23 protein-coding genes and 1 pseudogene are annotated in these 25,476 nt (G+C 59.1%); 15 read left to right on the top strand and 9 right to left on the bottom strand.

What is annotated here, in order from left to right:
* Window positions 1-42 precede the first annotated feature (42 nt).
* From V6N02_RS07495 to V6N02_RS07535, 9 genes are read left to right on the top strand one after another with little or no spacing between them, the layout of a single operon-like run.
* Window positions 43-1,560, top strand: a complete 1,518-nt coding sequence (locus V6N02_RS07495) for a trimethylamine methyltransferase family protein (protein WP_371224905.1) — start codon at window positions 43-45, stop codon at window positions 1,558-1,560.
* 17 nt (window positions 1,561-1,577) lie between these two features.
* Window positions 1,578-2,774 (top strand): glycine C-acetyltransferase, encoded by a 1,197-nt coding sequence (locus V6N02_RS07500; protein ID WP_371224906.1) that lies wholly within the window; start codon window positions 1,578-1,580, stop codon window positions 2,772-2,774.
* Entirely contained in the window at window positions 2,771-3,688 is a 918-nt protein-coding gene (locus V6N02_RS07505; RefSeq protein ID WP_371224907.1) for a PLP-dependent cysteine synthase family protein, read from the top strand. Before V6N02_RS07500 ends, V6N02_RS07505 begins: the two co-directional genes overlap by 4 nt.
* A gap of 16 nt (window positions 3,689-3,704) precedes the next feature.
* A complete protein-coding gene (tdh, locus tag V6N02_RS07510) occupies window positions 3,705-4,733 on the top strand; it encodes an L-threonine 3-dehydrogenase (protein ID WP_371224908.1) in 1,029 nt (342 codons plus the stop codon).
* Window positions 4,734-4,735: 2 nt separating this feature from the next.
* On the top strand, window positions 4,736-5,557 hold the full coding sequence (locus V6N02_RS07515) for an isocitrate lyase/PEP mutase family protein (protein ID WP_371224909.1): 822 nt from the start codon (window positions 4,736-4,738) through the stop codon (window positions 5,555-5,557).
* Window positions 5,554-6,261 (top strand): hypothetical protein, encoded by a 708-nt coding sequence (locus V6N02_RS07520; RefSeq protein WP_371224910.1) that lies wholly within the window; start codon window positions 5,554-5,556, stop codon window positions 6,259-6,261. Before V6N02_RS07515 ends, V6N02_RS07520 begins: the two co-directional genes overlap by 4 nt.
* A 4-nt stretch (window positions 6,262-6,265) precedes the next feature.
* Window positions 6,266-8,242, top strand: coding sequence for an oxidoreductase (locus V6N02_RS07525; protein ID WP_371224911.1), 1,977 nt, complete (start codon window positions 6,266-6,268; stop codon window positions 8,240-8,242).
* A 33-nt stretch (window positions 8,243-8,275) separates the two neighbouring features.
* Window positions 8,276-10,741 (top strand): GcvT family protein, encoded by a 2,466-nt coding sequence (locus V6N02_RS07530; protein ID WP_371224912.1) that lies wholly within the window; start codon window positions 8,276-8,278, stop codon window positions 10,739-10,741.
* Between the two features lie 17 nt (window positions 10,742-10,758).
* A complete protein-coding gene (locus V6N02_RS07535; protein WP_371224913.1) occupies window positions 10,759-11,742 on the top strand; it encodes a GlxA family transcriptional regulator in 984 nt (327 codons plus the stop codon).
* A 62-nt stretch (window positions 11,743-11,804) separates the two neighbouring features.
* Here the strand turns inward: V6N02_RS07535 and V6N02_RS07540 are convergent, their stop codons facing one another.
* The 7 genes from V6N02_RS07540 to V6N02_RS07570 form a co-directional block, all read right to left on the bottom strand.
* Window positions 11,805-13,241: a Do family serine endopeptidase gene (locus V6N02_RS07540; RefSeq protein WP_371225274.1), complete on the bottom strand. Its 1,437-nt coding sequence runs from the start codon at window positions 13,239-13,241 to the stop codon at window positions 11,805-11,807.
* A gap of 178 nt (window positions 13,242-13,419) precedes the next feature.
* Window positions 13,420-13,617 (bottom strand): DUF2065 domain-containing protein, encoded by a 198-nt coding sequence (locus V6N02_RS07545; protein ID WP_371224914.1) that lies wholly within the window; start codon window positions 13,615-13,617, stop codon window positions 13,420-13,422.
* Window positions 13,614-14,504, bottom strand: a complete 891-nt coding sequence (gene hflC, locus V6N02_RS07550; protein ID WP_371224915.1) for a protease modulator HflC — start codon at window positions 14,502-14,504, stop codon at window positions 13,614-13,616. Before hflC ends, V6N02_RS07545 begins: the two co-directional genes overlap by 4 nt.
* Before the next feature lies 1 nt (window position 14,505).
* Window positions 14,506-15,663 carry an FtsH protease activity modulator HflK gene (gene hflK, locus V6N02_RS07555; protein ID WP_371224916.1) on the bottom strand — a complete coding sequence of 386 codons (1,158 nt, stop codon included), beginning with the start codon at window positions 15,661-15,663 and terminating at the stop codon, window positions 14,506-14,508.
* 68 nt (window positions 15,664-15,731) lie between these two features.
* A complete protein-coding gene (locus tag V6N02_RS07560; RefSeq protein WP_371224917.1) occupies window positions 15,732-17,189 on the bottom strand; it encodes an FAD-dependent oxidoreductase in 1,458 nt (485 codons plus the stop codon).
* Window positions 17,190-17,202: 13 nt separating this feature from the next.
* On the bottom strand, window positions 17,203-17,991 hold the full coding sequence (gene rpiA, locus V6N02_RS07565; protein WP_371224918.1) for a ribose-5-phosphate isomerase RpiA: 789 nt from the start codon (window positions 17,989-17,991) through the stop codon (window positions 17,203-17,205).
* A gap of 145 nt (window positions 17,992-18,136) precedes the next feature.
* Window positions 18,137-18,595, bottom strand: a complete 459-nt coding sequence (locus V6N02_RS07570) for a MarR family winged helix-turn-helix transcriptional regulator (RefSeq protein ID WP_371224919.1) — start codon at window positions 18,593-18,595, stop codon at window positions 18,137-18,139.
* Window positions 18,596-18,651: 56 nt separating this feature from the next.
* Between V6N02_RS07570 and V6N02_RS07575 the strand changes: the two genes are divergently transcribed.
* From V6N02_RS07575 to V6N02_RS07585, 3 genes are all read left to right on the top strand, one after another.
* Window positions 18,652-19,095, top strand: a complete 444-nt coding sequence (locus V6N02_RS07575; protein WP_371224920.1) for a hypothetical protein — start codon at window positions 18,652-18,654, stop codon at window positions 19,093-19,095.
* A 72-nt stretch (window positions 19,096-19,167) separates the two neighbouring features.
* Window positions 19,168-19,866, top strand: a complete 699-nt coding sequence (locus tag V6N02_RS07580) for a glutathione S-transferase family protein (protein ID WP_371224921.1) — start codon at window positions 19,168-19,170, stop codon at window positions 19,864-19,866.
* On the top strand, window positions 19,866-21,239 hold the full coding sequence (locus V6N02_RS07585) for an L-serine ammonia-lyase (protein ID WP_371224922.1): 1,374 nt from the start codon (window positions 19,866-19,868) through the stop codon (window positions 21,237-21,239). Before V6N02_RS07580 ends, V6N02_RS07585 begins: the two co-directional genes overlap by 1 nt.
* A gap of 15 nt (window positions 21,240-21,254) precedes the next feature.
* Here V6N02_RS07585 and V6N02_RS07590 read toward each other — a convergent pair whose 3' ends face one another.
* A complete protein-coding gene (locus V6N02_RS07590; RefSeq protein WP_371224923.1) occupies window positions 21,255-22,193 on the bottom strand; it encodes a fatty acid desaturase in 939 nt (312 codons plus the stop codon).
* Window positions 22,194-22,511: 318 nt separating this feature from the next.
* Here V6N02_RS07590 and V6N02_RS07595 point away from each other — a divergent pair, with 318 nt between their 5' ends.
* The gene (locus tag V6N02_RS07595; protein ID WP_371224924.1) at window positions 22,512-23,429 is read left to right on the top strand and encodes a DMT family transporter; all 918 of its coding nucleotides are present in this window, start codon (window positions 22,512-22,514) and stop codon (window positions 23,427-23,429) included.
* A gap of 75 nt (window positions 23,430-23,504) precedes the next feature.
* Window positions 23,505-24,149, top strand: a complete 645-nt coding sequence (locus tag V6N02_RS07600; protein ID WP_371224925.1) for an alpha/beta hydrolase family protein — start codon at window positions 23,505-23,507, stop codon at window positions 24,147-24,149.
* Between the two features lie 4 nt (window positions 24,150-24,153).
* Here V6N02_RS07600 and V6N02_RS07605 read toward each other — a convergent pair whose 3' ends face one another.
* Window positions 24,154-24,837 carry a thiamine diphosphokinase gene (locus V6N02_RS07605; protein WP_371224926.1) on the bottom strand — a complete coding sequence of 228 codons (684 nt, stop codon included), beginning with the start codon at window positions 24,835-24,837 and terminating at the stop codon, window positions 24,154-24,156.
* Window positions 24,838-24,972: 135 nt separating this feature from the next.
* Here V6N02_RS07605 and V6N02_RS07610 point away from each other — a divergent pair.
* Window positions 24,973-25,476 (top strand): annotated as a pseudogene (locus V6N02_RS07610) (chemotaxis protein CheA); the annotation flags it as partial.

The following is a 25,476-nucleotide window of genomic DNA, read 5'->3' on the forward strand; positions in this document are numbered from 1 at the left end:
GTGCCCTAAGGTAGATTGATTGAGAAAAGGGGAGAGTCACCTATGGCCAGACGTGCAAGACAGCGGCGAGACAGCGCAAACGATGCAGGCGCTGTGATTGCATCGCCGTATGTTCGGCGGGGCCTTCCCTTTTTCGAGGTGATTGATGAAGAGACGATCCTCAAGCTTGAGGCGCAAGTTGATTGGCTGCTGCAAGAGATCGGAATCGAATTTCGCGACGATCCCGAGGCGCATCGCATCTGGAAGGAAGCAGGTGCAAATGTTGATGGCGCTCGCGTGCGCGCTGACGCTGCGTGGATTCGCGAGCTTTGCGCCAAGGCCCCAAGCGAATTCCAACAGATTGCCCGCAACCCCGAGCGCAATGTCACCATTGGGGGCACCAATCAGGTCTTCGCCCCAATCTATGGCGCGCCTTTCGTGCGCGATCTGCAGGGCGGGCGGCGCTATGGCGATATGGAGAGTTTCCAGAAGCTGGTGAAGCTGGCCTATATGCACCCCAACTTGCATCACACTGGTTTGGTCATTTGCGAGCCGTGTGATGTGCCGGTCAGCCACCGTCACCTTGATATGGTCTATACCCACATGACCGCCTCGGACAAACCGCATCTGGGCGCGATTACCGAGAAAAGCCGCGCGCAGGATAGCGTCGATATGGCCGAGATCCTGCATGGGCCCGACGTCATGGATCAGCATTGCCTGATCATGGGGAACGTGAACACCAACTCGCCTTTGCTGGTCGATAAGGTTGTCAGCGAAGCGATCCAGGTCTATTGCGGGCGCGGTCAGGGGATTGTCGTGGTGCCCTTCATCCTGTCGGGCGCGATGGGGCCGGTTTCAACCGCCGCCAGCGTGACCCAAGCGATGGCCGAAGCCATGATGTGCTGTGCCTTTGCCCAACTTGTCCGGCCCGGCGCGCCGTTTATTCTGGGCAATTTTCTGAGTTCCATGAGCTTGAAAAGTGGCGCGCCAACTTTTGGAATGCCCGAGCCTGTCATGTCCAACTATGCCATTGGTCAGATGGCCCGGCGCGTCGGCCTACCCCTGCGCTGTGGTGGCTCGCTGACCGCCTCGAAGATCGAGGATGCGCAAGCGGCTTACGAAAGTGCGGATTCGATGCAATCGACCGCGCTGGCCGGGGCAAATTTCGTGCTGCATTCCGCCGGATGGCTGGAAGGGGGGCTGTGCACTGGGTTTGAAAAACTGGTGATGGATGCCGACCGGTTGGGCAGCTACCAGAAACTGCTGGGCGGGCTGGATACGTCTGATGAGGCGATGGCGCGCGATGCCTACGGCGACGTGGAACCGGCCGGGCATTTCCTGGGCTGCGCACATACGATGCGCAACTATCAGACCGCCTTTTATGAGCCTGCTTTGAGTGATTCAGAGAATGTAGAAAGCTGGGAAGAGGGCGGATCGAAGGATATGCGCGCCCGGGCCTATGAACGCTGGACCGACATGTTAGAGGCTTACCAGCCGCCCAGCATCGACGCCGACAAAGATGAAGCGCTCAAGGACTATATTGCCCGGCGCAAGCGTGAGATACCTGAGGCGTGGTATTAGGCCGAAGGAGCAAACCCATGCGTGCATCAGACAGATTCAATGACGATATCGCCAGCCGACTCGACGGGCTGCGCGAAGAGGGGCTCTACAAATCCGAACGCGTGATCACGTCAATGCAGGCGGGCGAGGTGGAATTGGCCGACGGGCGCGAGGTGATCAACCTGTGCGCCAACAATTACCTTGGTCTGGCCGACAACCCCAAGATCATTCAGGCCGCGCATGAGGGGTTGGATCGCTATGGCTTTGGCATGGCCTCAGTCCGGTTCATCTGTGGTACGCAGGAAGAGCATAAGGCGCTGGAAGCACGGATTGCCGGGTTCCTTGGGATGGAGGACAGCATCCTTTATGCCGCCGCCTTTGATGCCAATGCCGGTTTGTTCGAGACGCTTTTGGGTCCGGAAGACGCGATCATCAGTGACGCGCTGAACCACGCCAGCATCATCGACGGTGTGCGCCTGTGTAAGGCTCAGCGGTATCGTTATGCCAATTCTGACATGGCCGATCTGGAACGCTGTCTGCAAGAGGCCAGCGGCGCGCGCCACCGGATGATCGCCACCGATGGCGTGTTTTCGATGGATGGCTATTTCGCCAAACTGGATCAGATTTGCGATCTGGCCGAGAAATACGATGCGATGGTCATGGTGGATGACTGCCATTCGACCGGGTTCGTTGGGGCCACCGGACGCGGCACGCACGAACATTGCGGCGTGATGGGGCGCGTCGATATCCTGACTGGCACGTTGGGCAAAGCGCTGGGCGGGGCGTCGGGTGGCTATACGGCGGCAAGCGCTTCGGTGGTCGATTGGCTGCGCCAACGCTCGCGCCCCTATCTGTTTTCCAACACGCTGGCACCGGTGATCGCTGCGGCCTCTTTGAAGGTTTTCGATCTGCTGGAAGACGGTGCGGCCTTGCGTGCCCAACTGTGGGAGAATGCGCGCTATTTCCGCGAGAAAATGGGCGCTTTGGGGTTTGAGCTGTTGCCGGGCGAACATGCGATCATCCCCGTCATGCTGCGCGATCCGAAACTGGCGCAGGAAATGGCTGCACGGCTGAACGAGCGCGGCGTCTATGTCACCGCGTTCAGCTTTCCAGTGGTGCCGAAAGATCAGGACCGCATCCGCACGCAGATGAGCGCCGCCCTAACCCGCGACATGCTGGACCGCGCGATTGACGCGTTCGGGGCGGTGGGCCGCGAGTTGGAGGTGATCTCATGATCCTGCCGTCCATCATCGAGGCGGTTGGCGATACGCCATTGGTCGAATTGAGCCGTATTAGAGACGCATTGAAGCTTGATGGGCGGCTGTTGGCGAAATGTGATTACCTGATGCCGGGCTTCTCCAAAAAGGACCGCGCGGCGCGCCAGACGGTTGAGCGCGCGCGCGCGTCGGGCGAATTGAAAGCCGGGCAAACCGTGGTGGAACTGACCTCGGGCAATATGGGCACGGGGTTGGCCATCGTTTGCGGCGTCTTGGGCCATCCCTTTGTCGCGGTGATGAGCGAGGGCAATTCCGAAGAACGCGCCCGGATGATGCGCGCCTTGGGCGCCGAGGTGATCCTGGTGCCACAGGCGGCCGGCTCGATCAAAGGCGAAGTGTCCGGCGACGATCTGGCCCTGGTCGAAGAGGCGGCTCAGGCGCTGACAGCCGAGCGGAATGCCTTTCGCGCCGATCAGTTCCAGCGCCCCGAAAATGTACAGGCCCACCAGATCGGCACAGCCCCCGAAATTTGGGAGCAATCGGGCGGAACAGTGACGGCGTTTTGCGATTTCATTGGCTCTGGCGGCACGCTGGGCGGATGTGCACAATTCTTCGTGCCGAAGGGCGTGCGTTGCTACGCGGTCGAGCCCGATAAGCCCGAACACCCCATTCAGGGAGGCGGCTATTCGATGCCGGACCTGACGCATCTGAAAGGCGCCGATTTGGCCGGAACAGAGACTATTTCAGGTGAAGAAGCCGCCGAACACTCCCGGCTATTGGCCAAGCATGAAGGTATCTTTGGAGGCTATTCTGCCGGGGCCAATCTGACCGCCGCTGTGCGGTTGCTCAAAGGGCCAGAGAAGGGCGGAACCGTCGCCTTTGTGATATGCGACAGCGGGCTGAAATATCTCAGCACAGATTTGTGGGGATAGGACGATGCAGAACCAAATGAAAGCTCTCGTAAAATCCAAGCCTGAACCGGGATTGTGGATGGAGCATGTGCCGGTCCCCGAACCGGGGCCTGCCGATGTACTGATCAAGGTCAAGAAATCGGCTATTTGTGGAACCGACGTTCATATCTGGAAATGGGATGAATTCAGCGCCAAGACCGTGCCGGTGCCGATGGTCGTCGGCCATGAATTTGTCGGCGAAATCGTCGATGCCGGTGCCGCCGCGGTGAAGTTCAAGATCGGCCAGCGGGTCAGCGGAGAGGGGCACATTGTTTGTGGTACCTGCCGCAATTGCCGCGCCGGGCGGGGGCATCTGTGCCGCAACACCAAGGGGGTTGGTGTCAACCGTCCCGGCAGCTTTGCCGAGTATGTCTGTATCCCCGAGGCCAATGTGGTGCCGATCCCCGAGGATATCTCCGACGAGATCGCAGCGATTTTTGATCCCTTCGGCAACGCGGTCCACACCGCCCTCAGCTTCGATCTGGTGGGCGAAGATGTGCTGGTCACAGGTGCGGGTCCGATCGGGATCATGGGGGCGCTGGTGGCCCAAAAGGTTGGCGCGCGCAAAGTGGTGATCACTGATATCAACCCCTACCGTCTGAACCTTGCCCGCGAGATGGGCGTGCAGCATGTGGTGGATGTCAGCCAGCAACAGTTGCGCGATGTGATGGATGATCTGGGCATGACCGAAGGCTTTGACGTGGGCCTTGAAATGTCCGGTGCCTCTGCCGCGATGCAACAGATGATCGCGCGGATGAACAATGGCGGTAAGGTCGCCCTGTTGGGCATCGCGCCCACCGAATTCCCGGTCGACTGGAACACTGTGATTTTCAAGATGCTGCATATCAAGGGCATCTATGGCCGCGAGATGTTCGAGACCTGGTACAAGATGATCGCGCTGGTGCAGTCGGGGCTCGATGTGTCTGGGCTGATCACGCATCGGATATCAATTGATGACTTTGAAGATGGGTTTGCCGCGATGATTTCGGGCAATTCCGGCAAGGTCGTCATGGATTGGGAGGGCTAATTGTGGCCGATATAGGGTCTGTTTTTCGCGCGTTGCATCGGCCGGGTGACCCGTTCATTCTGATGAATGTCTGGGATCAGGGAAGCGCAAAAGTGGCTGCTGCCTTGGGGGCCGAGGCATTGGGGACCACCTCAAGCGGTCATGCGTTTACCCTTGGAAAAAAGGACATGGGGTATGTGACGCGGGACGAATCCCTTGCCCATGCCCAAAGCGTTGTGGCGGCAACCGCCTTGCCTGTCTCGGGCGATTTTGAGAACGGCTATGGCGATGCGCCCGAGGATGTGGCCGAAACGATCCGCCTGGCGGCAGAGGTCGGGTTGGCCGGGTGTTCGGTCGAAGATACGGACATGTCCGATGCGGGTGCCTATGATTTTGCCCTTGCTGTTGAACGGGTCCGGGCCGGGGCCTCTGCGGCGCGCGCGCTGGGGCGCGATTTTGTCTTTGTGGCCCGCGCCGATGGCGTGATGAACGGTGTCTATGACACGGACGAAGCCATCCGCCGCCTGCAGGCCTTTGATGATGCCGGTGCCGATTGCCTTTACGCCCCGCTGCCGCCCTCTATGGACGATGTAAGACGGATTTGCGCGGCGACCAAAAAACCTGTGAATGCGTTGGCCGCCGGGCCGTTTGCCAAGGTGACACGCGCCGAGTTTGCCCAAGCCGGCGTGGCGCGTATTTCGCTGGGCGGAGCCCTGGCGCGGGTGACGCATCAAGTGCTGATCGACACGGCCAAACGCATTCTTGATGACGGTGTGTTCGAGGATTTTCTGAAAGGGGCCAAGGGTGATGATGTGGAGGCCCTGTTTGAAGGTCAAGGCCAATGATACGTCTGGCGGTTCTCAGCCTTTGTTCGTGTCTTCTGGCGCTGCCTGCCGCCGCCACCCCGCCCCGAGTGACCAGTTCCGATGACCGGATGATGGCGGCTACGCAGACGCATCTTTATGTGCTGCGCGATGTGGTCGATAATCTGGGTTCGCATTACAGCGCGCTGCACGATCAACATCTTGTTGAGATCAGCCTTGATACCGGTGAGGCCACTCGCTTTTGGCCGCTGCGCCGGATGGGCTTAAACGGGTTGCCGGTTGACGAGTTTCTCAACCCCAGTCTGGTCACGAATCTGGGGGGAGACGTCTATGATATGATGGCCATTCTGGGGACGGTCGGTGCTCAGCCGATCTCGCCCGGGCCGTGGTCTGTCGATGACCTGTCGGTGGTCGATGGGGCCTTGATGCGGGGCGATCAGAAGCTTCTGACGCCCTTCGCGATCCGCGCGGCGGGCCGGGCGCAGCTGGCCATCCTGCGAGAGGCTTATCCGCCGATTGAAACCGAAGAGGAGTATCGGCGCGAGGAACGGATCGATTTCTACGATCTCTACCAAGAAGGCGAGTGGCTTTGTGAGCTTGCCGCCGAAGGGCAGAGTTTCTTCCGCGAAACGGATCGTATCGTGGCGGCCAAGCTACGCTGTGAGGATCAGGAGCTTTACGGCATTTGGTCATTTCATGTGCTGATTCACGAAGACAACGACTGAGCCGATGACCAGTTTTCCGCGCCTCACCTCACCCTATCAGTTGCGGCACAAGACGGTGCGCAACCGGATCACGTTCGGGGCGCATACGGCGAACATGTCCGAAGACGGGCTGCCGGGGGAGCAATATGGTGCTTACTTGCTGGAGCGCGCGCTGGGCGGCGTGGGGATGATCGTTTGCGAACCGGTACCGGTGCATCGTACGGGGGTTCTGACACGCGGCAATTTCCGTTCCGAGGATGACGCGGTAATCCCGGCCTTTCGCAAGGTGATCGAGCCCGTGCAGGACGCGGGCACCGTGGTGCTGCAGCAGCTATATCATGTGGGGGCCCATGGCGACAGCGATCTGAGCTATGCGCCGCATTGGGGGCCGTCGGGCCTGCCGTCTTATCATGACAGTGATGGCAGCCATGCGATGACCGGGGCCGAGATCGAAGAGATCATCGCCGCCTTTATAGTCGCCGCTGTGCGCTGTCAGAAATCGGGCTTTGATGGAGTTGAAATCTGGGCCGCTTACCATTCGCTGCTTGAGCAGTTCTGGACACCGTGGAGCAACCGGCGCGAGGATCAGTGGGGTGGGTCGTTGGAGAACCGCACACGCCTGTCGATGCGCATTCTGGAGGGCATTCGGGCCGCCTGTGGCGAGGATTTTATCATTGGCCTGTCGGTCAGCTGGTCGGACAGCTATCCGGTGCTCCACGACGTTGAAACGCTCTGCGAAATTGTGGCGCTGCATGATGCGACGGGGCATCTGGACTATGTGACCTGCGGATCAGGAGGGTATCTCGACTTCGAGAAGTTGATGCCGACTTTCACGTTGGGTGAGAAACTCACCGTCTCGGCGACTGCGGCGCTGAAACAGGCTCTGACACAGGCCAAAGTGCAAGCCGAAAGCGGTATTCGCACGCCACAGAATGCCGAGAGTGTGCTGAGCGCCGGTGAGGCCGATATCGTGTCCATCGTGCGCGGGCAGATCGCCGATCCACATCTGGCGGCCAAGGTGATGGCTGACGAGCCGGACGAGGTGCGCGGCTGTATTTCATGCAACCAGATGTGCTGGGGGCGGCGCTCGCGCGATTATTGGATTTCCTGCCTGGTGAACCCGTCGGTTGGACGCGAATATATCTGGGGTGGAGATCGGTTTTCTGCCGTAACAGAGCCTAAATCGGTGCTTGTCGTCGGGGCTGGCCCTGCCGGGCTTGAAGCAGCGCGAGTGGCGGGAGAGCGTGGGCACAGCGTTGATCTGTATGAGGCGGCACCGGTTATTGGCGGCCAGTTCCGGCTGGCCGGAGAGCAGCCGCGCCGGGCGCAGATTCTCGACCTGATGGATTGGTACGAGCGGCAGTTCACGCGACTTGGCGTGCGGCTGCATCTCAACTCTTACCTGGAGTCCGAAGATATCCGCGCCTTGGCCCCGGATCATGTGATCATCGCCACCGGGTCGCTGCCCGATGAGGACAGCACGCAACGTTGGCTGCCGCAACTCGACGCGCTGCCGGGCCGCGATCTGGGCCATGTTCACGCGCCCGAAGAGGTGATGCGGCGCGAGGTGCGACTGGGCGCTGCCGTGATCGTCTATGATGAGGGCGGCACGATGCGCGGTGTTGGCACGGCATGGCATCTGGCCGAGGCTGGGCATAGTGTGACGCTTGTCACGTCCGATCCGATGGTGGGCAAAGAGCTGGCCCGCACCTCGGCCGATATCGTGATCCGCGCCAAGCTGGCCCAGCTGGGGGCCACCTTCCTGACAGAACACGCAATTGCCGCCTGGCACGGGCAGGGTGCCACCTTGCGCAACCTGTTAACCGGTGCCGAGCACGAGCTGGCCGCCTCCGCCCTTGTGATGGCGACAACTAACCGCAGTTTCGACCCTATTTCAGCCGAATTGGGCGATATGAGCTTGCAACTCATCGGTGATGCGCAGGCCCCGCGGCAAGCGCCCTACGCCTTCTACGAGGGCCGCAACGCCGGGATGACCATATGACACAACCTACGCTTGAGAGAACGGGAGAGAGTGATGCCTGAGATTCAAAAAGAGGGCGATGCCGGTGGGAAACAACTGCCAAGCCACGCCAAGGCCGTGGTCATTGGCGGCGGTGTTGTGGGATGTTCGATCCTGTTTCACCTTGCCAAGTTCGGCTGGAAAGACGTTGTGCTGCTGGAGCGGGACGAGCTGACCTCGGGGTCAAGCTGGCACGCGGCGGGGCAGATCCACACCATTTCGTCCGATCCTAATATCTCGCGTCTGCAGGGCTATACGATCGACCTTTACAAGGAGATCGAAGAGACCTCGGGGCACAGTGTCGGTCTGCACATGACGGGTGGCTTCTACGCGGCCTCGACCAAGGAGTGGTACGACTATCTCAAGCGTGAACGCTCGAAGGCGCGCTATATGGGGTTGGATCAGGAATTCATCAGTCCGAAAGAGCTGGCCGAGCGGCACCCGCTGATTGACACTTCACAGTATTACGCCGCCCTTTGGGACGATCAGGATGGCGATCTGGACCCGTCGGGGGCCACCTATGCTTTTGCCAAGGCGGCCCGGGTGCATGGTGCGCAGTATTTCACGCATTGCGGCGTGACAGAGACGAAACAGCGACCCGATGGCAGTTGGGATGTGACCACGCCGAAAGGTGTGATCAACGCCGAGCATATCGTGAATTGCGGTGGACTCTGGGCGCGCGAGGTAGGGCATATGCAGGGGATCAACATCCCGGTGCAGCCGATGGAGCACCATTACCTGATCACCGAAGCGATCCCCGAGATTGCCGAGCGGATGGAACCGGGCGGCGCGGGCCGTCTGCCCTGCGGGATCGACTATGAGGCCAACATCTATTTCCGGCAGGAACGGCAGGGAATGCTGCTGGGCACTTACGAGCCGAAGGGCACGCCTTGGAAAGTGGGCGGCACGCCCTGGGATTTCGGGCACGAACTGTTGCCGCCTGACCTGGACCGGATTGCTGATCGACTGGAGCTGGGCTTTGAGCGGATTCCGGCGCTGGCCAATGCGGGCATCAAGGATGCGATCAATGGGCCGTTTACTTTTGGTCCTGATGGCAATCCGATGATCGGACCGGTGCCGGGTATGACCAACTATTGGTGCGCCGTGGGCGTCATGGCCGGGTTCTGTCAGGGCGGCGGCGTTGGCCTGACCATGGCCGAATGGATGATCGACGGCGAACCCAGCATCGATGTTTGGGCCATGGATATTGCGCGGTTCGGCGATTGGGCCAGCCCGGATTGGGGCACCGTGAAATCAACCGAAAATTACGAACGCCGCTTCGTGATGACCTTCCCCAACGAAACGCTGCCCAAGGGTCGAATGCAAAAGACCACTGCGCTTTATGATCGCTTGATCGCCAAGGGCGCGGTGATGGATCAGGGCTTCGGCCTTGAGAATGCGCAGTGGTTTGCCGATGGACCCGAGGATGCGCATGAAGACCCGACATTCGAGCGCAACCGCTCGTTTGACTATGTCGCGCGCGAGGTGAAAGCGGTGCAAGAGACCGTGGGCGGGATTGAAATTGCCAACTTCGCCAAGCACGAATTCAAAGGCGCGGGTGCGCGGGCCTATCTCGACACTATTCTTGCCGGATATGTGCCCAAGCTGGGGCGGTTGACCCTGACCCCGATGCTGACGGAAAAGGGACGGCTTTATGGCGATCTGACAGTGGCCTGCCTGTCCGAGGATCACTTCATGTTGTTCGGCTCGGGGGCCATGCAAGAGGCGCATCGCCGCTGGTTTGAAAAGGACCTGCCGTCTGATGTCACCTATGCCAACGTGTCAGATGACTGGCACGGCGTGGCTTTGTCTGGGCCTAAATCACGCCAACTGCTGCAGCGGCTGATGCGCGAGGATATCAGTGCGGAGGCGTTCAAATTCCGCGACCTGCGCCAGACCTATGTGGCTGGGGTGCCGGTGATCCTGAACCGGATCAGCTTTTCCGGTGAGTTGGGGTATGAGATCTACTGCCGTCCGCAATACCTGTTAAAACTGGCCAGCGCGATTGAAGAAGCCGGGGCTGATCTGGGCTATACCTGGTATGGCGCGCGGGCATTGATGTCGATGCGGCTGGAGAAGGGCTGGGGCGTGTGGACGCTGGAATTCCGGCCTGACTTCAACGCGGTGGAAAGTGGCATGGACGCCTTCATCAACTGGAAGAAGGAGTTTGTGGGCAAGGCCGCGACCGAGAGATTCCGCGACGAGGGCGTCAAACAAAAGCTGGTGACGCTGACCATTGATGTCGATGGGATTGACGTGACCGGGGATGAGGCCATCCTGAGTGACGGAGAGGCTGTCGGGTATATCTCGTCCGGGGGATATGCGCACCGTGTGGGCCGTTCAATGGCGATGGGATATGTCGCGTCTGAGCATGCTGCTGCCGGATCGAAGCTGCAGGTTGAAATCCTGGGCACTATGTATGAGGCCGAAGTGCAGGGTGCGCCGCTTTATGATGCCAACGGGGCCAACATGCGGGCCTGATTCCAAAGGAGACCGGGGTGAGCAAGGCGAACACACCCAAACGCTATGTGTTTCTGCTGATCCCGGGCTTTTCGCCCCTGGGCCTGACCTGTGCACAAGAGGCACTGGCGCTGGCCAATCGCTTTGCCGGGGGGCGAAATTACTACGACTGGATGCTGGTCAGCGAAGATGGCGAGCCGGTGACCAGTTGGAATGGCATGACCGTCGAGGTTAATGCCGGACTGATTGACCTGCATCGCAACGATACCTTGATTGTCTGTGCGGGTGTCGATGCGATCCGGGGCAGCAGCCGTAAAATCCTGAACTGGCTGCGGCGCGAAACCCGCAAAGGCATGGATTTTGGCGCGCTGAGCAGTGGCACCTATATTCTGGCATTGGCAGGTTTGCTGGGCGGCAAACGCGTGACGACCCATTGGGAATACGTTTCGGCCATGGCGGAAACCTTTCCCGATATCGAGGTGCAGGACTCGATCTATACCGTGGATGGGCGCGTCTTCACATGTGCGGGCAGTGCCAGTTCAATGGACCTGATGCTGGACCGTATTCATTCCGATTACGGGGCCGAACTGGCCACCTGGGTCGCGGATCAGATGGTTTATACCGCTCCGCGGGCTGACACCCATGTACAGCGCATCTCGATGGCCGGGCGCATGGGCGTGCGCCACTCCAAACTGCTGAATGCGATCGAGATCATGCAGGACAACCTTGAGGACCCTCTGCCGCCCTCGGAGGTGGCTGAAGAGGTGGGGCTGTCGACCCGCCAACTGGAACGGCTGTTTGCGAAGTACATGAATTCTTCGCCCAAGAAGTACTATCTTGGTCTGCGGCTGGAGAAGGCCCGCAACCTGCTGGCGCAGACCGAATTGTCCCTGACCGAGATTTGCGTGATGTGCGGTTTCAAGGCCCCATCGCATTTCTCGAAAACCTATCGGAAAATCTATGGCGTGCCGCCCAGCCGGGACTCGGGCGGGTCGAACCTGCTGTTTGGTGGGCGTGGCTAGCACCTTCCACGAAAAAAGGGCACCAAATCGGCGCCCTTTTCGAAGTGTTGTGATGGATCGGTTCAGTCGTTCGCATCCTCGATGCTCAGAGCCACGAAGCGCGGCTCACCGCTACGACGCACCAAAAGCAGAAGCGATTTGCGCCCGGCCTCTTTGGCCTCGGCAATCCGATCATCCAGATCGCCCAGCGTCAGCAGCTTTTGCTGACCGGCTTCGGTGATCAGGTCACCGGCGCGCATTCCCTTTTCATAGGCTTCGGTCAGTTCATCAACGTCCTTAACGATCAGACCTTCGGCATCGCCGGGCAAATCCAGTTGGCTGCGCAGCTCGTCATCAAGCGGACTGATTGTCATGCCAAGGGTGACCTGCTCGGTTAGTGCGGTGTCGTCGCCGTTCTCCTGTTGCGCAACAGCGGGAACTGCGCCTTCGGCAGCTTCGCGACGGCCCAGTGTGATTTTCAGCGTCTGGGTTTTGCCTTCGCGGAACACCACGACGCGGACGGTTTTGCCCACTTCGGTGTTGCCCACCTGGCGGACAAGGCCGCGCGTATCGGCAACCTCGACGCCGTCAAAGCTGGTGATGACGTCACCTGCCAGCATACCGGCCTCCATCGCGGGGCCTTCGGGGACATCGGTAACCAATGCACCTGCGGCGTTCTCCAGGCCAATCGCCTCGGCGACATCATCTGTCACATCCTGAATGCGCACACCCAGCCAGCCGCGGCGGGTCTCGCCGAATTCCTGAAGCTGATCGACCACACGGGTGACCACGTTCGAGGCCATGGAAAAGCCGATCCCGATTGAGCCCCCCGTGGGGCTGAGGATCGCGGTATTCACGCCGATAACCTCGCCATCCATATTGAACAGCGGTCCGCCCGAGTTGCCCCGGTTAATCGCGGCATCGGTCTGGATGTAATCGTCATAGGTGCCTGACAGCGCCCTATTGCGGGCTGAAACGATCCCGGCCGAGACAGAAAAGCCCTGCCCCAGCGGGTTGCCCATAGCCATAACCCAATCACCGACGCGGGCCGTATCACTGTCCCCAAAGTTTACAAAGGGCAGTGGCACGTCGGCCTCGACTTTCAGAAGTGCGATGTCGGTCTTGGGATCGGTGCCTATGATCTCGGCTTCCAGTTCCAGACCGGAAAAGAACTCGATGATGATTTCATCGGCGCTTTCGATCACATGGTTATTCGTAACGATGTACCCGTCCTCGGAAATCACAAAACCCGAGCCCAGTGCCGAAGTGCGGCGGGGGCGGTCACCCTGACCATTCCGGTCGCGGAACTCGCGGAAAAAGTCCTCGAACGGAGAGCCTTCGGGTACGATTGGTGAGGGGCCGGTGCCTTGGGCCACCACCGTCGAGGTGGTGATGTTGACCACCGAGGGGCTGATCGTGTCTGCCAGGTCGGCAAAGCTTTCGGGGCGGGCCTGCGCCGCGATTGCCTGGGCGATCAGCAGGCCAATGGCCAGCGCCGTCATCCAGATCGCGCGCAGCATGCCCTGATGTGGTGTCACTTTTGAAATGGTTTGAACTTGCACTCCCGGATCTCCTTCGTTGTGCGTCCATGGCCGCATCATACGCGGCCCTATGATCTTTGAATGTAGGTACAACTCTGTATATCGCAAAGTTTGCGTGCATCTGTCACGCGCATGTGAACCCAGTGTGAGGCGCCGTTCAAGCGCCAAGTGTCTTGGCAACCCAAAGTAACACGATGCCAAGGGCGACAGCGGCCAGCCCCAAAGTGCGGCGTTGTTCGATGCTGAGCGCGCGCATCGCACTCAGCAAGTCCTCAATAAGCGAAGGGGCCAGTGCATAGACCAGCCCCTCCACAATCAGTACAAGTCCCAACGCTAAAAGCGCGGTTTCGATCATTGCGATGCAGCGTTGGCAGCCGCCCCCTGATCCGAGCGCAGATAGTTGAAGAACTCACTATCCGGGCTCATCACCATCGAGGAATTTTCGCCACGCAAGGCTTTACGATAGGCATTCAGAGAACGGTAGAATTCAAAGAACTCTGCATCCGCACCGAACGCTTCGTTGAAGATCGCATTGCGGCGCGCGTCAGCCTCACCTCGGGTGATTTCGGCCTGACGGGTGGCATCTGACACGATCTCGACCTGGGTCCGGTCTGCCTGGGCGCGGACACGTTGTGCGGCCTCGTTACCCCGGGCGATTTCGTCCGCCGCTTCGCGTTCCCGCTCGGCGCGCATCCGCGCGAAGGTAGCGTCGAGGTTCTGGCTGGGCAGGTCGGTGCGTTTCAGGCGCACGTCGATGAGTTCGACACCCAGCTGTTCGGCATCGTCAATCGCACCGTTGCGGATCTGCTGCATCAGGGCGGCCCGATCCGAGCTGAGGATATCGTTCGAACTGACCGAACCCAGCACCTGCCGCGTTTCCGAACGCAGGATTGAATCCAGACGATCCTCCGCCGCGGTGATGCCGCCGACACCAACCGCCTGGCGGAACTGTTCGACATCCACGATCCGGTAGCGGGCAAAGGCGTCGACAACAAGACGACGATCATCCAGCGGAGTTACTTCCAGCGGGTCGATATCGCGGCTGAGGATCCGGTCATCATATCGCACAACCTCTTGAATCAGAGGAATTTTAAAGGCCAGACCGGGATCTTCCTTCACTTTGACCACCCGGCCAAACTGCAGCACCAGCGCCTTTTCACGCTCGTCCACGATAAACACCGCTGACAGGGCAACGATCAGGCCAATCACAACGATGGGCAGGAAAAACATTGATGGACGCATCTTACTGCCCTCCCGTGTTGGTGGATCGTCGCAATTCGTTCAATGGCAGATAGGGTACAACGCCCTGCCCGCCATTTCCTGAGCTTTCATCGAGGATGATTTTGTCGATATCGCCCAGAACTTCTTCCATGGCTTCCAGGTAGAGACGCTTGCGCGTGACTTCCGGGGCCTTCTGGTATTCGCTGAGAACAGCGGTAAAGCGGCTGGCTTCACCCTCGGCCTCGTTGACCACGCGGGCGCGATAGCCTTCGGCTTCTTCCAGAGTCTGCGCAGCTTCACCGCGAGCCTCGGCCAGAACGCGGGCGGCATAGGCATCCGCCTGTTTCTCCAGACGGTCGCGTTCCTGTTCCGCGGCTTGCACATCGCGGAACGCGTCAATCACCTGAGTGGGCGGGTCGGCCTTGTCAAAGTTCACACGAATGATGTTCACGCCGCTGTTGTAACTGTCCAGCGTACTCTGGATCAGATCGTCCAGTTGTGCCGAAATCACACCACGGTCCCGGTTCAGGATCGGGGCGAGGTTCGATTGAGCGATAATTTCGCGCATGGCCGATTCGGACACGGCCCGAATGGTCATCTGCGGATCGCGCAGGTTGAACAGGTATTTGACCGGGTCGTTGATGTTCCAGACCACCTGGAAATCAATATCGACGATGTTCTCGTCCCCGGTCAGCATCAGGCCAGCTTCGGACCCGCGCCCACCGACACCGATATCTTCGTTCTGCTCGCGTGTGACTGGCAGCTTCTCATAGGTCACGACGGGCCAGGGCGCAAAGTTCAGGCCCGGATTTGCCACGCGGTATTCTGCACCCAGAAACAGCTCGACCGATTGTTCTTCGGGCTTGACCGTATAGAAACTGGCCGCGGCCCAAAGCACCACTGCGATGCCCAGACCCAGCAGAACAGTGCCGCGCCCAAAGCTGGGTCCACCGCCGCCGCCGGATCCATCGCCGGTGCCACCACCGCCGCGACCGCCCATCAGCACGCGCAGCTGGTCCTGGCCCTTTTTGACCAGTTCATCAATCTCGGGGATTTGCGGCCCACCATTTTCGGGAGGGCGTCGTCCGCCACCCCGGTTGCCGTCGCGGCCATCATCGCCGCCACCGCCACCACCTGAATTTCCGCCGCCGCCCCAGGGGCCGCCAGACTGTCCAGCCATGAAATCTCTTCCCTTATGTTTCCGTCTGTATCGACGTTGGTACTAAACTGTGCAGCACGGGCGAAAAATCAAGCCGTGCGCATTGGAGTCTTCATTGTCACGATTTCTTCCGACATGGTCGGGTGTACGGCCACGGTGCGGTCGAAATCTTCTTTGGTTGCGCCCATTTTTACCGCGATGCCCGCCAATTGGATCATTTCACCGGCACCCGGTGCGACGATGTGACAGCCAAGAACCTTGCGGGTGGCTTGACTGACGACCAGTTTCATCAGCACGCGGTCAGGGCGTCCGGCATACGCGGTCTGCATCGGGCGGAACGAGGTGCAGTAAACCTCGATCGGTTCCTGTTCGCGGGCGTCTTCCTCGCTCAGACCCACTGTGCCCATCTCGGGCTGGGTGAAGATCGCCGTTGGGATCAGGTCGTGATCGACTGGTGTCGGGTTGCCGTTAAACACGGTTTCGACAAAGGCCATGCCTTCGCGGATCGCTACAGGCGTCAGGTTCACGCGGTCAGTCACGTCGCCAATCGCATAGATCGAGGGAACAGCGGTTTGGCTATACTCGTCCACCTCGATCTGGCCGCGACGGCCAAGTTTCACGCCCACCTCTTCCAGCCCCATATCGGCCGTGTTTGGGTTGCGTCCGGTGGCAAAGAACACCGCGTCGAACACGTTTTCCGACCCGTTTGTCGCCTTGACCCAGACCGGTCCACCGCCGGTGCCGTCTTCTGGCAACAGCTCTCCGGCTTCGCTGGCCGGGGCGCCCATGGCGGCATCTGATGCGGTGCCCGACAGGCTGGCGGAATGATCCGCCGAGGCCGGGGCCATTTCCAGGATATTGGTGCCCAGATGCAGTTTGATCCCGTTGCGTATCATTTCCTCGGCAATCAATCCGCGGGCTTCGTCGTCAAAGCCGCGCAGGATCTGCGCACCGCGATAATACTGTGTCACCTGCACGCCCAGCCCGTTCAGGATACCGGCGAATTCGCAGGCGATATAGCCACCACCGACGATCAGGATGGATTTGGGCAACTCCTTGAGGTGGAAGATATCATCACTAACCAAGGCATGTTCGGCCCCCGGCAGATCGGGTTTGACCGGATGGCCGCCTGTGGCGATCAGGATGTGTTTGGCCGATTTGCGCTCGCCCGTGCTCAACTCGACCGTATGCGCATCTGCCAGCTTGGCACGAGCATCAAAGGTTTCGACCCCGTTGGATTGCAGGATATTGCGGTAGACCCCTTCAAGGCGATCTAATTCGCCATGGAGTTTGGTCTTGAACGCAGTCCAGTCAAAGCCGCCGGCATGGACGGTCCAACCGTATGAGATCGCATCTTCAATCGCTGCAGGGAATTCGCTGGCAAACACCATCAGTTTCTTGGGCACACAGCCCCGGATCACACAGGTGCCGCCATACCGGTCATCCTCGGCCAGGGCCACCTTGGCCCCGCCCTGCGCCGCCACGCGTGCCGCACGCACCCCGCCCGAGCCGCCGCCGATAACGAAGAGATCATAGTCAAAGCTCATCTGCGTCTTTTCCTCAGTCCATCATATCGGTGAAAAGATTTTCATTCTCCAGAAAATCTAGCCGTTCTTCCTCGACGGTGCCTTCATTGATGTCGCGGGTTTCCACGCGCCCATCGCCATAGCCCAGAACGACCACATCGCAGATATCCACGAACAGCCCGTTTTCGACAACGCCGGGAATCTGGTTCAGCACCAGTGACAATTGTCGCGCATTGCCGATCCGGCCCAGATGCAGGTCAAGGATATGGTTGCCCTCATCCGTCACGTAAGGATGGTCGCCGTTCATGCGCAGTGTGGCATCGCGGCCCATCACATCCATGCTGATCAGCATTTCTTCAACCAGCGACTTGGTGGTTTGCCAGCCAAAGGGGATCACCTCGACCGGCAGAGGGAAGGCGCCCAGATGTTCGACCTCTTTGCTGGCATCGGTGATCACCACCATCTGATCGCTGGCTGTAGCCACAATCTTTTCCTGCAACAAGGCTCCGCCGCCGCCTTTGATCAGGTTGAGATCGCCATCGAATTCGTCTGCGCCGTCAATGGTGATGTCCAGCCACTTTGCCTCGTCCAGGCTGATCACCTCGATACCGACCTCGCGGGCCAGTTCGGCGGTGCGGGTTGAGGTGGGAACGCCTTTGATCTTCAGACCGTCCTCGCGCACCAGTTCGCCCAGGCAGCGCACCATCCATGCAGCGGTGCTGCCGGTGCCAAGCCCGACGCGCATGCCGTCTTCGATCAGATCGACCGCCCGCTTGGCGGCAACGAATTTGGCTTTGTCGATGGGCGACAATTCCCCGCTCATGGCACAGACTCCCCTCAAGCGGCTCGATCAGAACGTGACTCACAGGTTTGATCGAAACGCAGTGCAACGCTTTAGTGTTTGCCGGTTTATAGGCAAGATGCGCGCGGGGTGCGAGAGGCAATTGCCCCCAAATTGAGGCGCAGATTTACTTGGGCGCGCGCTGCATGGTGGCAATCACCCGTTGCATCAGCGAAATCAATTGCTCGCTTTCCTGTTTGGACAGGCCCGACAGGGCGGTTTCGTTCTGGGCGCGGGCGCCTTTCTGCGCAGGTTCGCGCAGCGCTTTGGCCTTGTCCGTCAGCACGATCACCTTGGCACGCTTGTCGGTGGGGCTGGGGCGGCGCTGGATCAGCCCGTCGCGTTCCATTCGGGCAAGGGTGTTGGCCATGGTGGCTTGTTCCACATCCAGTCGCTCGACCAGATCGCGCTGGGTCAGCCCGTCTTGCGTCCAAAGTTCCAGCATCACCATGAATTGCGCGGGCGCGATTCCCAGCGGTTTGATGCGGTTTTGCAGCCCGGCGGCAAACAGGCGTGCCATGTGATTGGCCAGATACCCGGCCGATTTTGATTTTTCAAAGCCCATGGTCGCAGAAAACACTTGCATAGCACACTATGCAATAGTTATATTAATAGCATGCTATTTAAAATGGGACGAAGACCATGAAACTCAGACTTCACATCGCCACCGCCGTCATCGCGTTGCTGACAATAAGTTGCTTTTGGCTATCTACTGTCATCAGCGAACTGACCGGTGATCATGACCTGATCACGACTGTTAAGACAGGAGTGCTTTATGGGATGGCCGTGCTGATCCCGGCAATGGCCACGGCCGGGGCGACGGGTGCATCGCTTGGTAAGGGTTGGAAACTGCCCCAGATCGCGCGCAAGTCCAAACGGATGAAGATGATCGCCGCCAATGGCTTGCTGATTCTGTTGCCCAGTGCCGTCTTTCTGGCCTTGCGCGCTCAGGCGGGACAATTTGATCTATGGTTCTATGCCATCCAGGGCGTCGAACTGATTGCCGGGGCGACCAACATCACGCTTCTCATCCTGAACGTGCGGGACGGCCGTCAGATGGGGCAGCGCCGCCGCGCGCGGGCCTGAAACGCGTGTCCCTCGCCAAAAAGAGTCGCGGACAGGCCTGCGATCTGTCCGTGACTTCCTAGATTAAGGCGCATGACATACCGCCTGCACTACGCCCCTGACAACGCCTCTCTGATCCTCCGGCTGGCGCTGGAGCAAATGGGCCAACCCTATGAAACTGTTCTGGTCGACCGGCGCACCAATGCGCATAAGTCGCCGGGCTACATGGCGCTGAATCCCAATGGATTCATCCCGGTGTTGGAAACCCCCGATGGGCCGATGTTTGAAACCGCGGCGATCCTGTTGTGGCTGACGGACAGGCACGGCCAACTGGCCCCGGCCCCGGACAGTCCCGCGCGGGCGGCGTTCCTGAAGTGGTTGTTCTGTGTATCGAACACCATTCATGTCGCCCTGCGGATGACTTTTTATCCTGAGCAGTATGTTGGGGCGAACGCCAAAGATCAGACTCAGTTGCGCCTCCATATGCGTGGGCCGATCCTCCGTCATTTCGACAACCTCGAAGATCTGGCGGGACAGGGGCATGACTGGTTTGCTGCCCCTGTCCCCGCTGCTTTGGATTTCTATGTGGCCTGCATGATGCGCTGGCTGGCTCTGTATCCATCATGTGATCAGGACTGGTTCGATATTTCCAGATGGCCGCAACTGCACGACATGCTTGGGCGACTCGAGGATTGCCCCAGCGTCAGCGCCGCTATATATGCCGAAGGTCTGGGGCCAAACCCGTTCACGGCCCCGATCCATCCAACGCCACCAGAAGGCAGTGCCACCTGATGTTTCTGTCCGTTTTCGATATGTTTAAAGTTGGGATCGGCCCATCCTCGTCCCACACGATGGGGCCTATGGTGGCCGCGGCCCGGTTCCTTGATCTGATGCGCGCGTCGCCTTTCGAATTCCACGGAATCAAAGGCTCGCTGCACGGCTCGCTTGCCTTCACCGGTGTGGGCCACGCCACGGACCGCGCGACGGTTCTGGGCATCGCCGGGTTCCAACCCGATACCTATGACGATCAGAAGGCCGAGGCCGCTCTGGCCCAGATCCGTGACACTGGAATGGTGCATCCCGAGGGGTTGCCACCGTTGGTGTTCAATCACAAGGATGACCTGATCTTCGATTTCGGTCCCAACCTGCCCGGTCACGCCAATGGCATGATCCTGATGGCCACCGACAAGCAGGGCGATGTGATCCTGCAGGAAACCTATTACTCGATCGGTGGCGGATTCGTGATGACCGAGGGCGAGCTGGCCGAAGGTCGTGACACGGACGAAGGCGATCCAGTGCCGTACCCGTTCAAGACCGCCGCAGAGATGCTGGAAATGGCGGAACGGTCGGGCAAGAGCATCGCACAGATGAAGAAAGCCAATGAGGTTGCGCGGGGTGGTGCGGAAAATCTGCGATCCGGGGTGGCCCGGCTGTGGCAGGTGATGAATGACTGCATCCAACGCGGGATCGAGAATGACGGTATCCTGCCCGGCGGTCTGCAGGTGAAACGCCGTGCCAAGGGCATCCATGATGCGCTGCTGGCCGAGCGGGGCACCAACCTGAATGCACCTCACAAAATTAACGACTGGATCAGCGTTTATGCCATGGCGGTGAACGAGGAAAATGCCCATGGCGGGCAAGTCGTAACCGCCCCAACCAACGGCGCGGCGGGCGTGGTGCCTGCGGTGATCAAATACTGGCTGGAACATGTGCCGGGGGCGTCCGAGTCCCAGATCGAAGATTTCCTTCTGACCGCCGCCGCGATCGGCGGGCTGGTCAAATTCAACGCCTCGATTTCAGGGGCCGAAGCCGGTTGTCAGGCCGAGGTGGGTAGTGCCTCGGCGATGGGTGCCGCTGGTCTGGCCGCTGTTCTGGGCGGTACGCCCATGCAGATCGAAAACGCCGCCGAGATTGCGCTTGAACATCACCTTGGCATGACTTGTGACCCCGTTGCCGGTCTGGTGCAGGTGCCTTGTATCGAACGCAACGGCCTCGGCGCGATCAAGGCGGTGAGTGCGGCGTCTCTGGCCCTGCGCGGGGACGGTACGCACATCATCCCGCTGGATGCCTGTATCGAGACGATGCGCCAGACTGGCGTCGATATGAGCGAGAAATACAAAGAAACATCGCTGGGCGGTTTGGCCGTGAATATCCCGAACTGCTGAGCCGACCTTTGGCAATCAGTGGGCGTTCTTGGCCTGCGCGAATGACAGTAGTTTTTTGCTGTCCTCATCCCATAAGTGCAAACGTGCGTTCACAAGGCTTTCTCGGATTGTCATCCGGTTGCTTTGCGCAAGGGTCGTATGATCCCGCAGCACTTCGGGTAGCCGGTAAAATGGGATGCGGCTGTATAGATGATGAACATGGTGAATGCCGATATTGGCGCTGATCCATTGCAGAACAGACGGCATCACGTAATGGGAACTTCCGTGCAGCGCGGCGTGGTGCAAATCCCAGTCTTCCTCGGTTTCCCAGCACGTGTTCTCAAACTGATGCTGCACGTAAAACAACCAAACGCCAGCTGTGGCGGCAAGCAGGGTTGTGGGAACGAAAATCATCAGGATCGGCATAAGGCCGCCAAAGTAGAATATCAGTGACAATGCAGCTAGGATCGCCGCGTTTGTGGCCATCGCACTGACCCAGTACCAGAGCTTGTCTGCAAAACCCAAAGGCAACCTGTTTTGCAGGAAAAAGAGGTATCCCGGGGCCAAACCAAACAAAACAATGGGATGACGATAGAGTCGGTAAATCAGGCGCTTGTAGGGTGTCAGGTTGCGATATTCGGCAACAGTCAGCGTTTGAATGTCCCCCATGCCCCGTCGCCCAAGATTGCCTGATGCGCTGTGATGGATGGAATGGGATCGCCGCCAGACGTCATAAGGTGTCAAAGTCAGCACCCCAATGACGCGGCCCAGCCAATCGCCCACGGTACGGTTCTTGAAAAATGCACTGTGTCCGCAATCATGCTGGATCGCGAACAGGCGCAATAGGAACGCCGCATTGCAAAGGGAGATCGCAAGGGTAAGCCAGGCGCTGATGGACAAAGCATACCACGCCAAAGCCCACAGCGTGATAAATGGCCCAAGCGTTATCGCAAGTTCAAAGATACTTCGCCGCATGCTTGGTTCACGATACTCAGAGAGAACTTTGAGCCAATCCCGAGCATCTGCCGGGCCAGGGTCTTTGCCAAAAGCGTCGCGACTATGGTGCATGTACCTGCTTCTTATATTTTTCACCGATCTTGATAAACGAAAGCGCCTTGTAAGCAACGCCTAAAACCGTTTATTTTATTGCGACTTCAGAATATCAGGCTGGACCCCTGAGTGGGCGGTTACCATGCTGTACAACATCCGCCACCTGCCAGTTTCCGTCATTATCCGGCATCGTCTGTCGTAAACCGCATGGACAGGGTTTGACGCCCCTCCTAGCGTCGCCTCATGACGCAGGACCGCACCACGCTTGGCATTCTCTTCATGATCGGTTTTGCGATGATCGCGCCGGTGATGGACGCCTTTGCCAAGGCGACACCTGCCTACATTCCGGTGATGCAAATTCTGGCCTTCCGCTTTGGCATCCAATTGCTGTCGCTGATGCCAATTGCTTTGGCCCTGAAGATGATGCACCGTCCCGACCTGCGGGAATGCGGATTGCATTTGATGCGGGCGCTTTTGATCGTGGTGGCCACCGGGTTGTTCTTTACGGCCGTGCGCTACATGCCGATTGCCAATGCCATCGCGATCTTCTTTGTGGAACCATTTGTCCTGACCCTGCTGGGGGGCCTGATCCTGCGGGAAGAGGTCGGGCCGCGCCGGATCATCGCCTGTATCGTCGGGTTTGCCGGGGCGATTCTGGTGATCCAGCCCAGTTTTCAGGACCTTGGCGTTGTGGCGCTGTTTCCGTTGGGCACGGCGCTGTGCTTTGCGTTTTACATGATCATGACGCGACAAATGGCCAAGCGGATTCATCCTATCGCCTTGCAATCCTACACCGCCTTCGCGGCCTGTGTGATCGTCATTCCACTGCTCACGGTCTTTGACGGCAGCGGCAACGAATTGCTGGACCCGGCCATGCCATATGGTTTCGCGATTGTGACGCTGATCGGGGTTGGTGTCATTTCTACCCTGTCGCATCTCTGTATCAGCTTTGCCCTGCGTCTGGCCCCGGCGGCGACTATCGCACCGCTACAATACCTTGAGATCGTGGCGGCCACCGCCCTGGGCTATTGGTTCTTTGATGATTTCCCAGACGCGCTGACCTGGCTCGGGATCACTATCATCGTCGCGTCGGGACTGTTCGTGTTCATGCGCGAACGCGCCCTGCAACAGCGCATCTCGCCGCCAACACCCGCCCCGTGAGGGGTCAGGAAAACCCCCCTTCCCAACATAGGGCCGCCCATGGAACACTCGGGCTATAGTTGAAGGAGGCACAGCATGGCCCGCATTCGTCTGACCGACGCTGCGATATTTGCGCAGCAATCTTACAAACCACATACGATCCAATCACCCCGTATCACGGATAGTCTGAACACCGATGACGACGTACAGGTATATCTGACAGAAACCGGTGTGCTGCTGTTGCCGGGCAGCAATTCGATCCTTGACTATTTCCATTTCAACCTGCGCGTCTTTCGCATTGGTCACACGCGGTATCGGTTAGCCAGCGGCGGAACCGAGAGGGGAGCCAGCGGCACGATCTGGCATCAGGGCTTTCTGGTCTATGCGCGCAAGGTATTTGATTGGCTGGGGGATCGCAGGCCGCAAATGATCATTGGCCATTCATTGGGGGCGGCGGCGACGCAGATCCTGTCGAAATCCTACAATGTAACAGGTATCGGATTTGCCGCTCCGCGACCCAAGAAAGGTGGTGGCGCGGTGCAGCATGACGACAAATGCCTGTCGATCTGCCGGATTGACGACACGGTCTGCGGATTGCCTCCGAATTTCAATCACATGGGCGATGCCCGGTTTTTCGAACCACGGTCGAACAATTGGGGGCTGGATCATTCGATGAAGAACTACCGCAAGATCCTTGATAACCACAAAGGCCCCGATACACTTCCGGTGCATTGGCCTTGAAACCCTAAGGCCAGGTTGCGGCTGTTTCCAGCAAGGCGCTGACGACGGTTTCAAGTGTGCTGTCGGGCAGGATCACCAGCATCTTGGGGCTGGTCACGGCGATCTCAACTTGGCCAAGCGCGATGTTCGAGGTGCCAACGCGCCCGTCCGGTGCAAAGTTGAGGCCCGCAATGGGCCAGCGCAGCCCATCCGAAACGCCTTCGACCGCGCCCATTGGAAACAGCGAGACCGGCGTGTCCGGTTCCAACGCCATTCGCAACGAAGGCGGGGCCAGAAACACAAGGTCCTGGTCCCCCAAAAGGACACATCTCTGCGCGGGATGGCGCACCAAAGTGTTGTAACAAGCCAGCTGATGGTCCACCCGGTCACCGGAAAAGCCGACACCAATCACCAGAGGCGCATTGATATTGCGCAGGGATTTATCGAAATCAGTGCTGTCCTGTTCGTCAATCGGGTGCAGCGCGCTGTCAGGCAGGGTGTTCCTGGTGGCCTCACTGATGGAATCGAAATCCCCGATCACCGCTTCGGGTGTCACACCGTGTTCAAGTGCCGTATCGGCTCCGCCATCTGCAGCTACGACTCGTGGTGCGAGGGCGCATGCGCGCTTGAACACAGCTTTGTTCAGATTCGCGCCCCCGATCAGGGTTACTGTTTCCGTGCTGTCAACAATCACTGATGAATCTTTCATATTGTTTCCATTTCAAAGAATACAGCCATATTTTAAACACGGAATGATACGTTAAAATTCTAAGAATCGGGCCGCTTTCGACGCGCCTTGGGTGATAGACAGAATGCTGCAGGCGTAAAAAAGCGAGCAATCAGTATGATTAGCAACAGTAAAATTCTTACCGTTTCCTATGGCACGTTCTCGTGCACCCTGGAAGGTTTCGACGATTCCTTCGGCACGATGAAAGCCATCGCGGAGTATTTTCGCGATCTGGCGGCGGATGACCGCTATTTTGGCGCGGAGCCGCCGACACCGGATGCCGATATGCTGGCCCGCATCGCCGAGCGCGAGATTTCCCGCCGCGTCGAGGCCCATGAAGATGGTGGCAAGATCACCCTGCGCGCGGAAGAAGCCGCTCCGGCCACAATGCTTGAGCAGGCCGCCTCAGAGCCGGAACAAGACACAGCCGCAGTGATTGCCAAAGTGACGTCGCTGACCGCACCGCAGCCTGCAAAACAGGAAATGCCCGCACCGGAACCGCAGGCGGAAGACGCTTCGGTCGACGAGGTTGAGCCGGAAGTACTGCCCGAGGCAGATGCTGTTGAAGATAACGTTGCAGACGCTGTTGCGCTTGACGCGTCTGCAGAAGAAGAAACATTC

This window comes from Roseovarius conchicola (assembly GCF_041403425.1).
GTDB classification, from domain to species: Bacteria; Pseudomonadota; Alphaproteobacteria; order Rhodobacterales; family Rhodobacteraceae; genus Roseovarius; species Roseovarius conchicola.

Excerpts from the sequence above, each read along its gene's own strand:
- V6N02_RS07495 (WP_371224905.1), top strand. The coding sequence starts at position 43 with ATGGCCAGACGTGCAAGACAGCGGCGAGACAGCGCAAACGATGCAGGC.
- V6N02_RS07500 (WP_371224906.1), top strand. The coding sequence starts at position 1,578 with ATGCGTGCATCAGACAGATTCAATGACGATATCGCCAGCCGACTCGAC.
- V6N02_RS07505 (WP_371224907.1), top strand. The coding sequence starts at position 2,771 with ATGATCCTGCCGTCCATCATCGAGGCGGTTGGCGATACGCCATTGGTC.
- tdh (WP_371224908.1), top strand. The coding sequence starts at position 3,705 with ATGAAAGCTCTCGTAAAATCCAAGCCTGAACCGGGATTGTGGATGGAG.
- V6N02_RS07520 (WP_371224910.1), top strand. The coding sequence starts at position 5,554 with ATGATACGTCTGGCGGTTCTCAGCCTTTGTTCGTGTCTTCTGGCGCTG.
- V6N02_RS07525 (WP_371224911.1), top strand. The coding sequence starts at position 6,266 with ATGACCAGTTTTCCGCGCCTCACCTCACCCTATCAGTTGCGGCACAAG.
- V6N02_RS07530 (WP_371224912.1), top strand. The coding sequence starts at position 8,276 with ATGCCTGAGATTCAAAAAGAGGGCGATGCCGGTGGGAAACAACTGCCA.
- V6N02_RS07540 (WP_371225274.1), bottom strand. The coding sequence starts at position 13,241 with ATGCTGCGCGCGATCTGGATGACGGCGCTGGCCATTGGCCTGCTGATC.
- V6N02_RS07545 (WP_371224914.1), bottom strand. The coding sequence starts at position 13,617 with ATGATCGAAACCGCGCTTTTAGCGTTGGGACTTGTACTGATTGTGGAG.
- hflC (WP_371224915.1), bottom strand. The coding sequence starts at position 14,504 with ATGCGTCCATCAATGTTTTTCCTGCCCATCGTTGTGATTGGCCTGATC.
- hflK (WP_371224916.1), bottom strand. The coding sequence starts at position 15,663 with ATGGCTGGACAGTCTGGCGGCCCCTGGGGCGGCGGCGGAAATTCAGGT.
- V6N02_RS07560 (WP_371224917.1), bottom strand. The coding sequence starts at position 17,189 with ATGAGCTTTGACTATGATCTCTTCGTTATCGGCGGCGGCTCGGGCGGG.
- rpiA (WP_371224918.1), bottom strand. The coding sequence starts at position 17,991 with ATGAGCGGGGAATTGTCGCCCATCGACAAAGCCAAATTCGTTGCCGCC.
- V6N02_RS07570 (WP_371224919.1), bottom strand. The coding sequence starts at position 18,595 with ATGCAAGTGTTTTCTGCGACCATGGGCTTTGAAAAATCAAAATCGGCC.
- V6N02_RS07575 (WP_371224920.1), top strand. The coding sequence starts at position 18,652 with ATGAAACTCAGACTTCACATCGCCACCGCCGTCATCGCGTTGCTGACA.
- V6N02_RS07580 (WP_371224921.1), top strand. The coding sequence starts at position 19,168 with ATGACATACCGCCTGCACTACGCCCCTGACAACGCCTCTCTGATCCTC.
- V6N02_RS07585 (WP_371224922.1), top strand. The coding sequence starts at position 19,866 with ATGTTTCTGTCCGTTTTCGATATGTTTAAAGTTGGGATCGGCCCATCC.
- V6N02_RS07590 (WP_371224923.1), bottom strand. The coding sequence starts at position 22,193 with ATGCGGCGAAGTATCTTTGAACTTGCGATAACGCTTGGGCCATTTATC.
- V6N02_RS07595 (WP_371224924.1), top strand. The coding sequence starts at position 22,512 with ATGACGCAGGACCGCACCACGCTTGGCATTCTCTTCATGATCGGTTTT.
- V6N02_RS07600 (WP_371224925.1), top strand. The coding sequence starts at position 23,505 with ATGGCCCGCATTCGTCTGACCGACGCTGCGATATTTGCGCAGCAATCT.
- V6N02_RS07605 (WP_371224926.1), bottom strand. The coding sequence starts at position 24,837 with ATGAAAGATTCATCAGTGATTGTTGACAGCACGGAAACAGTAACCCTG.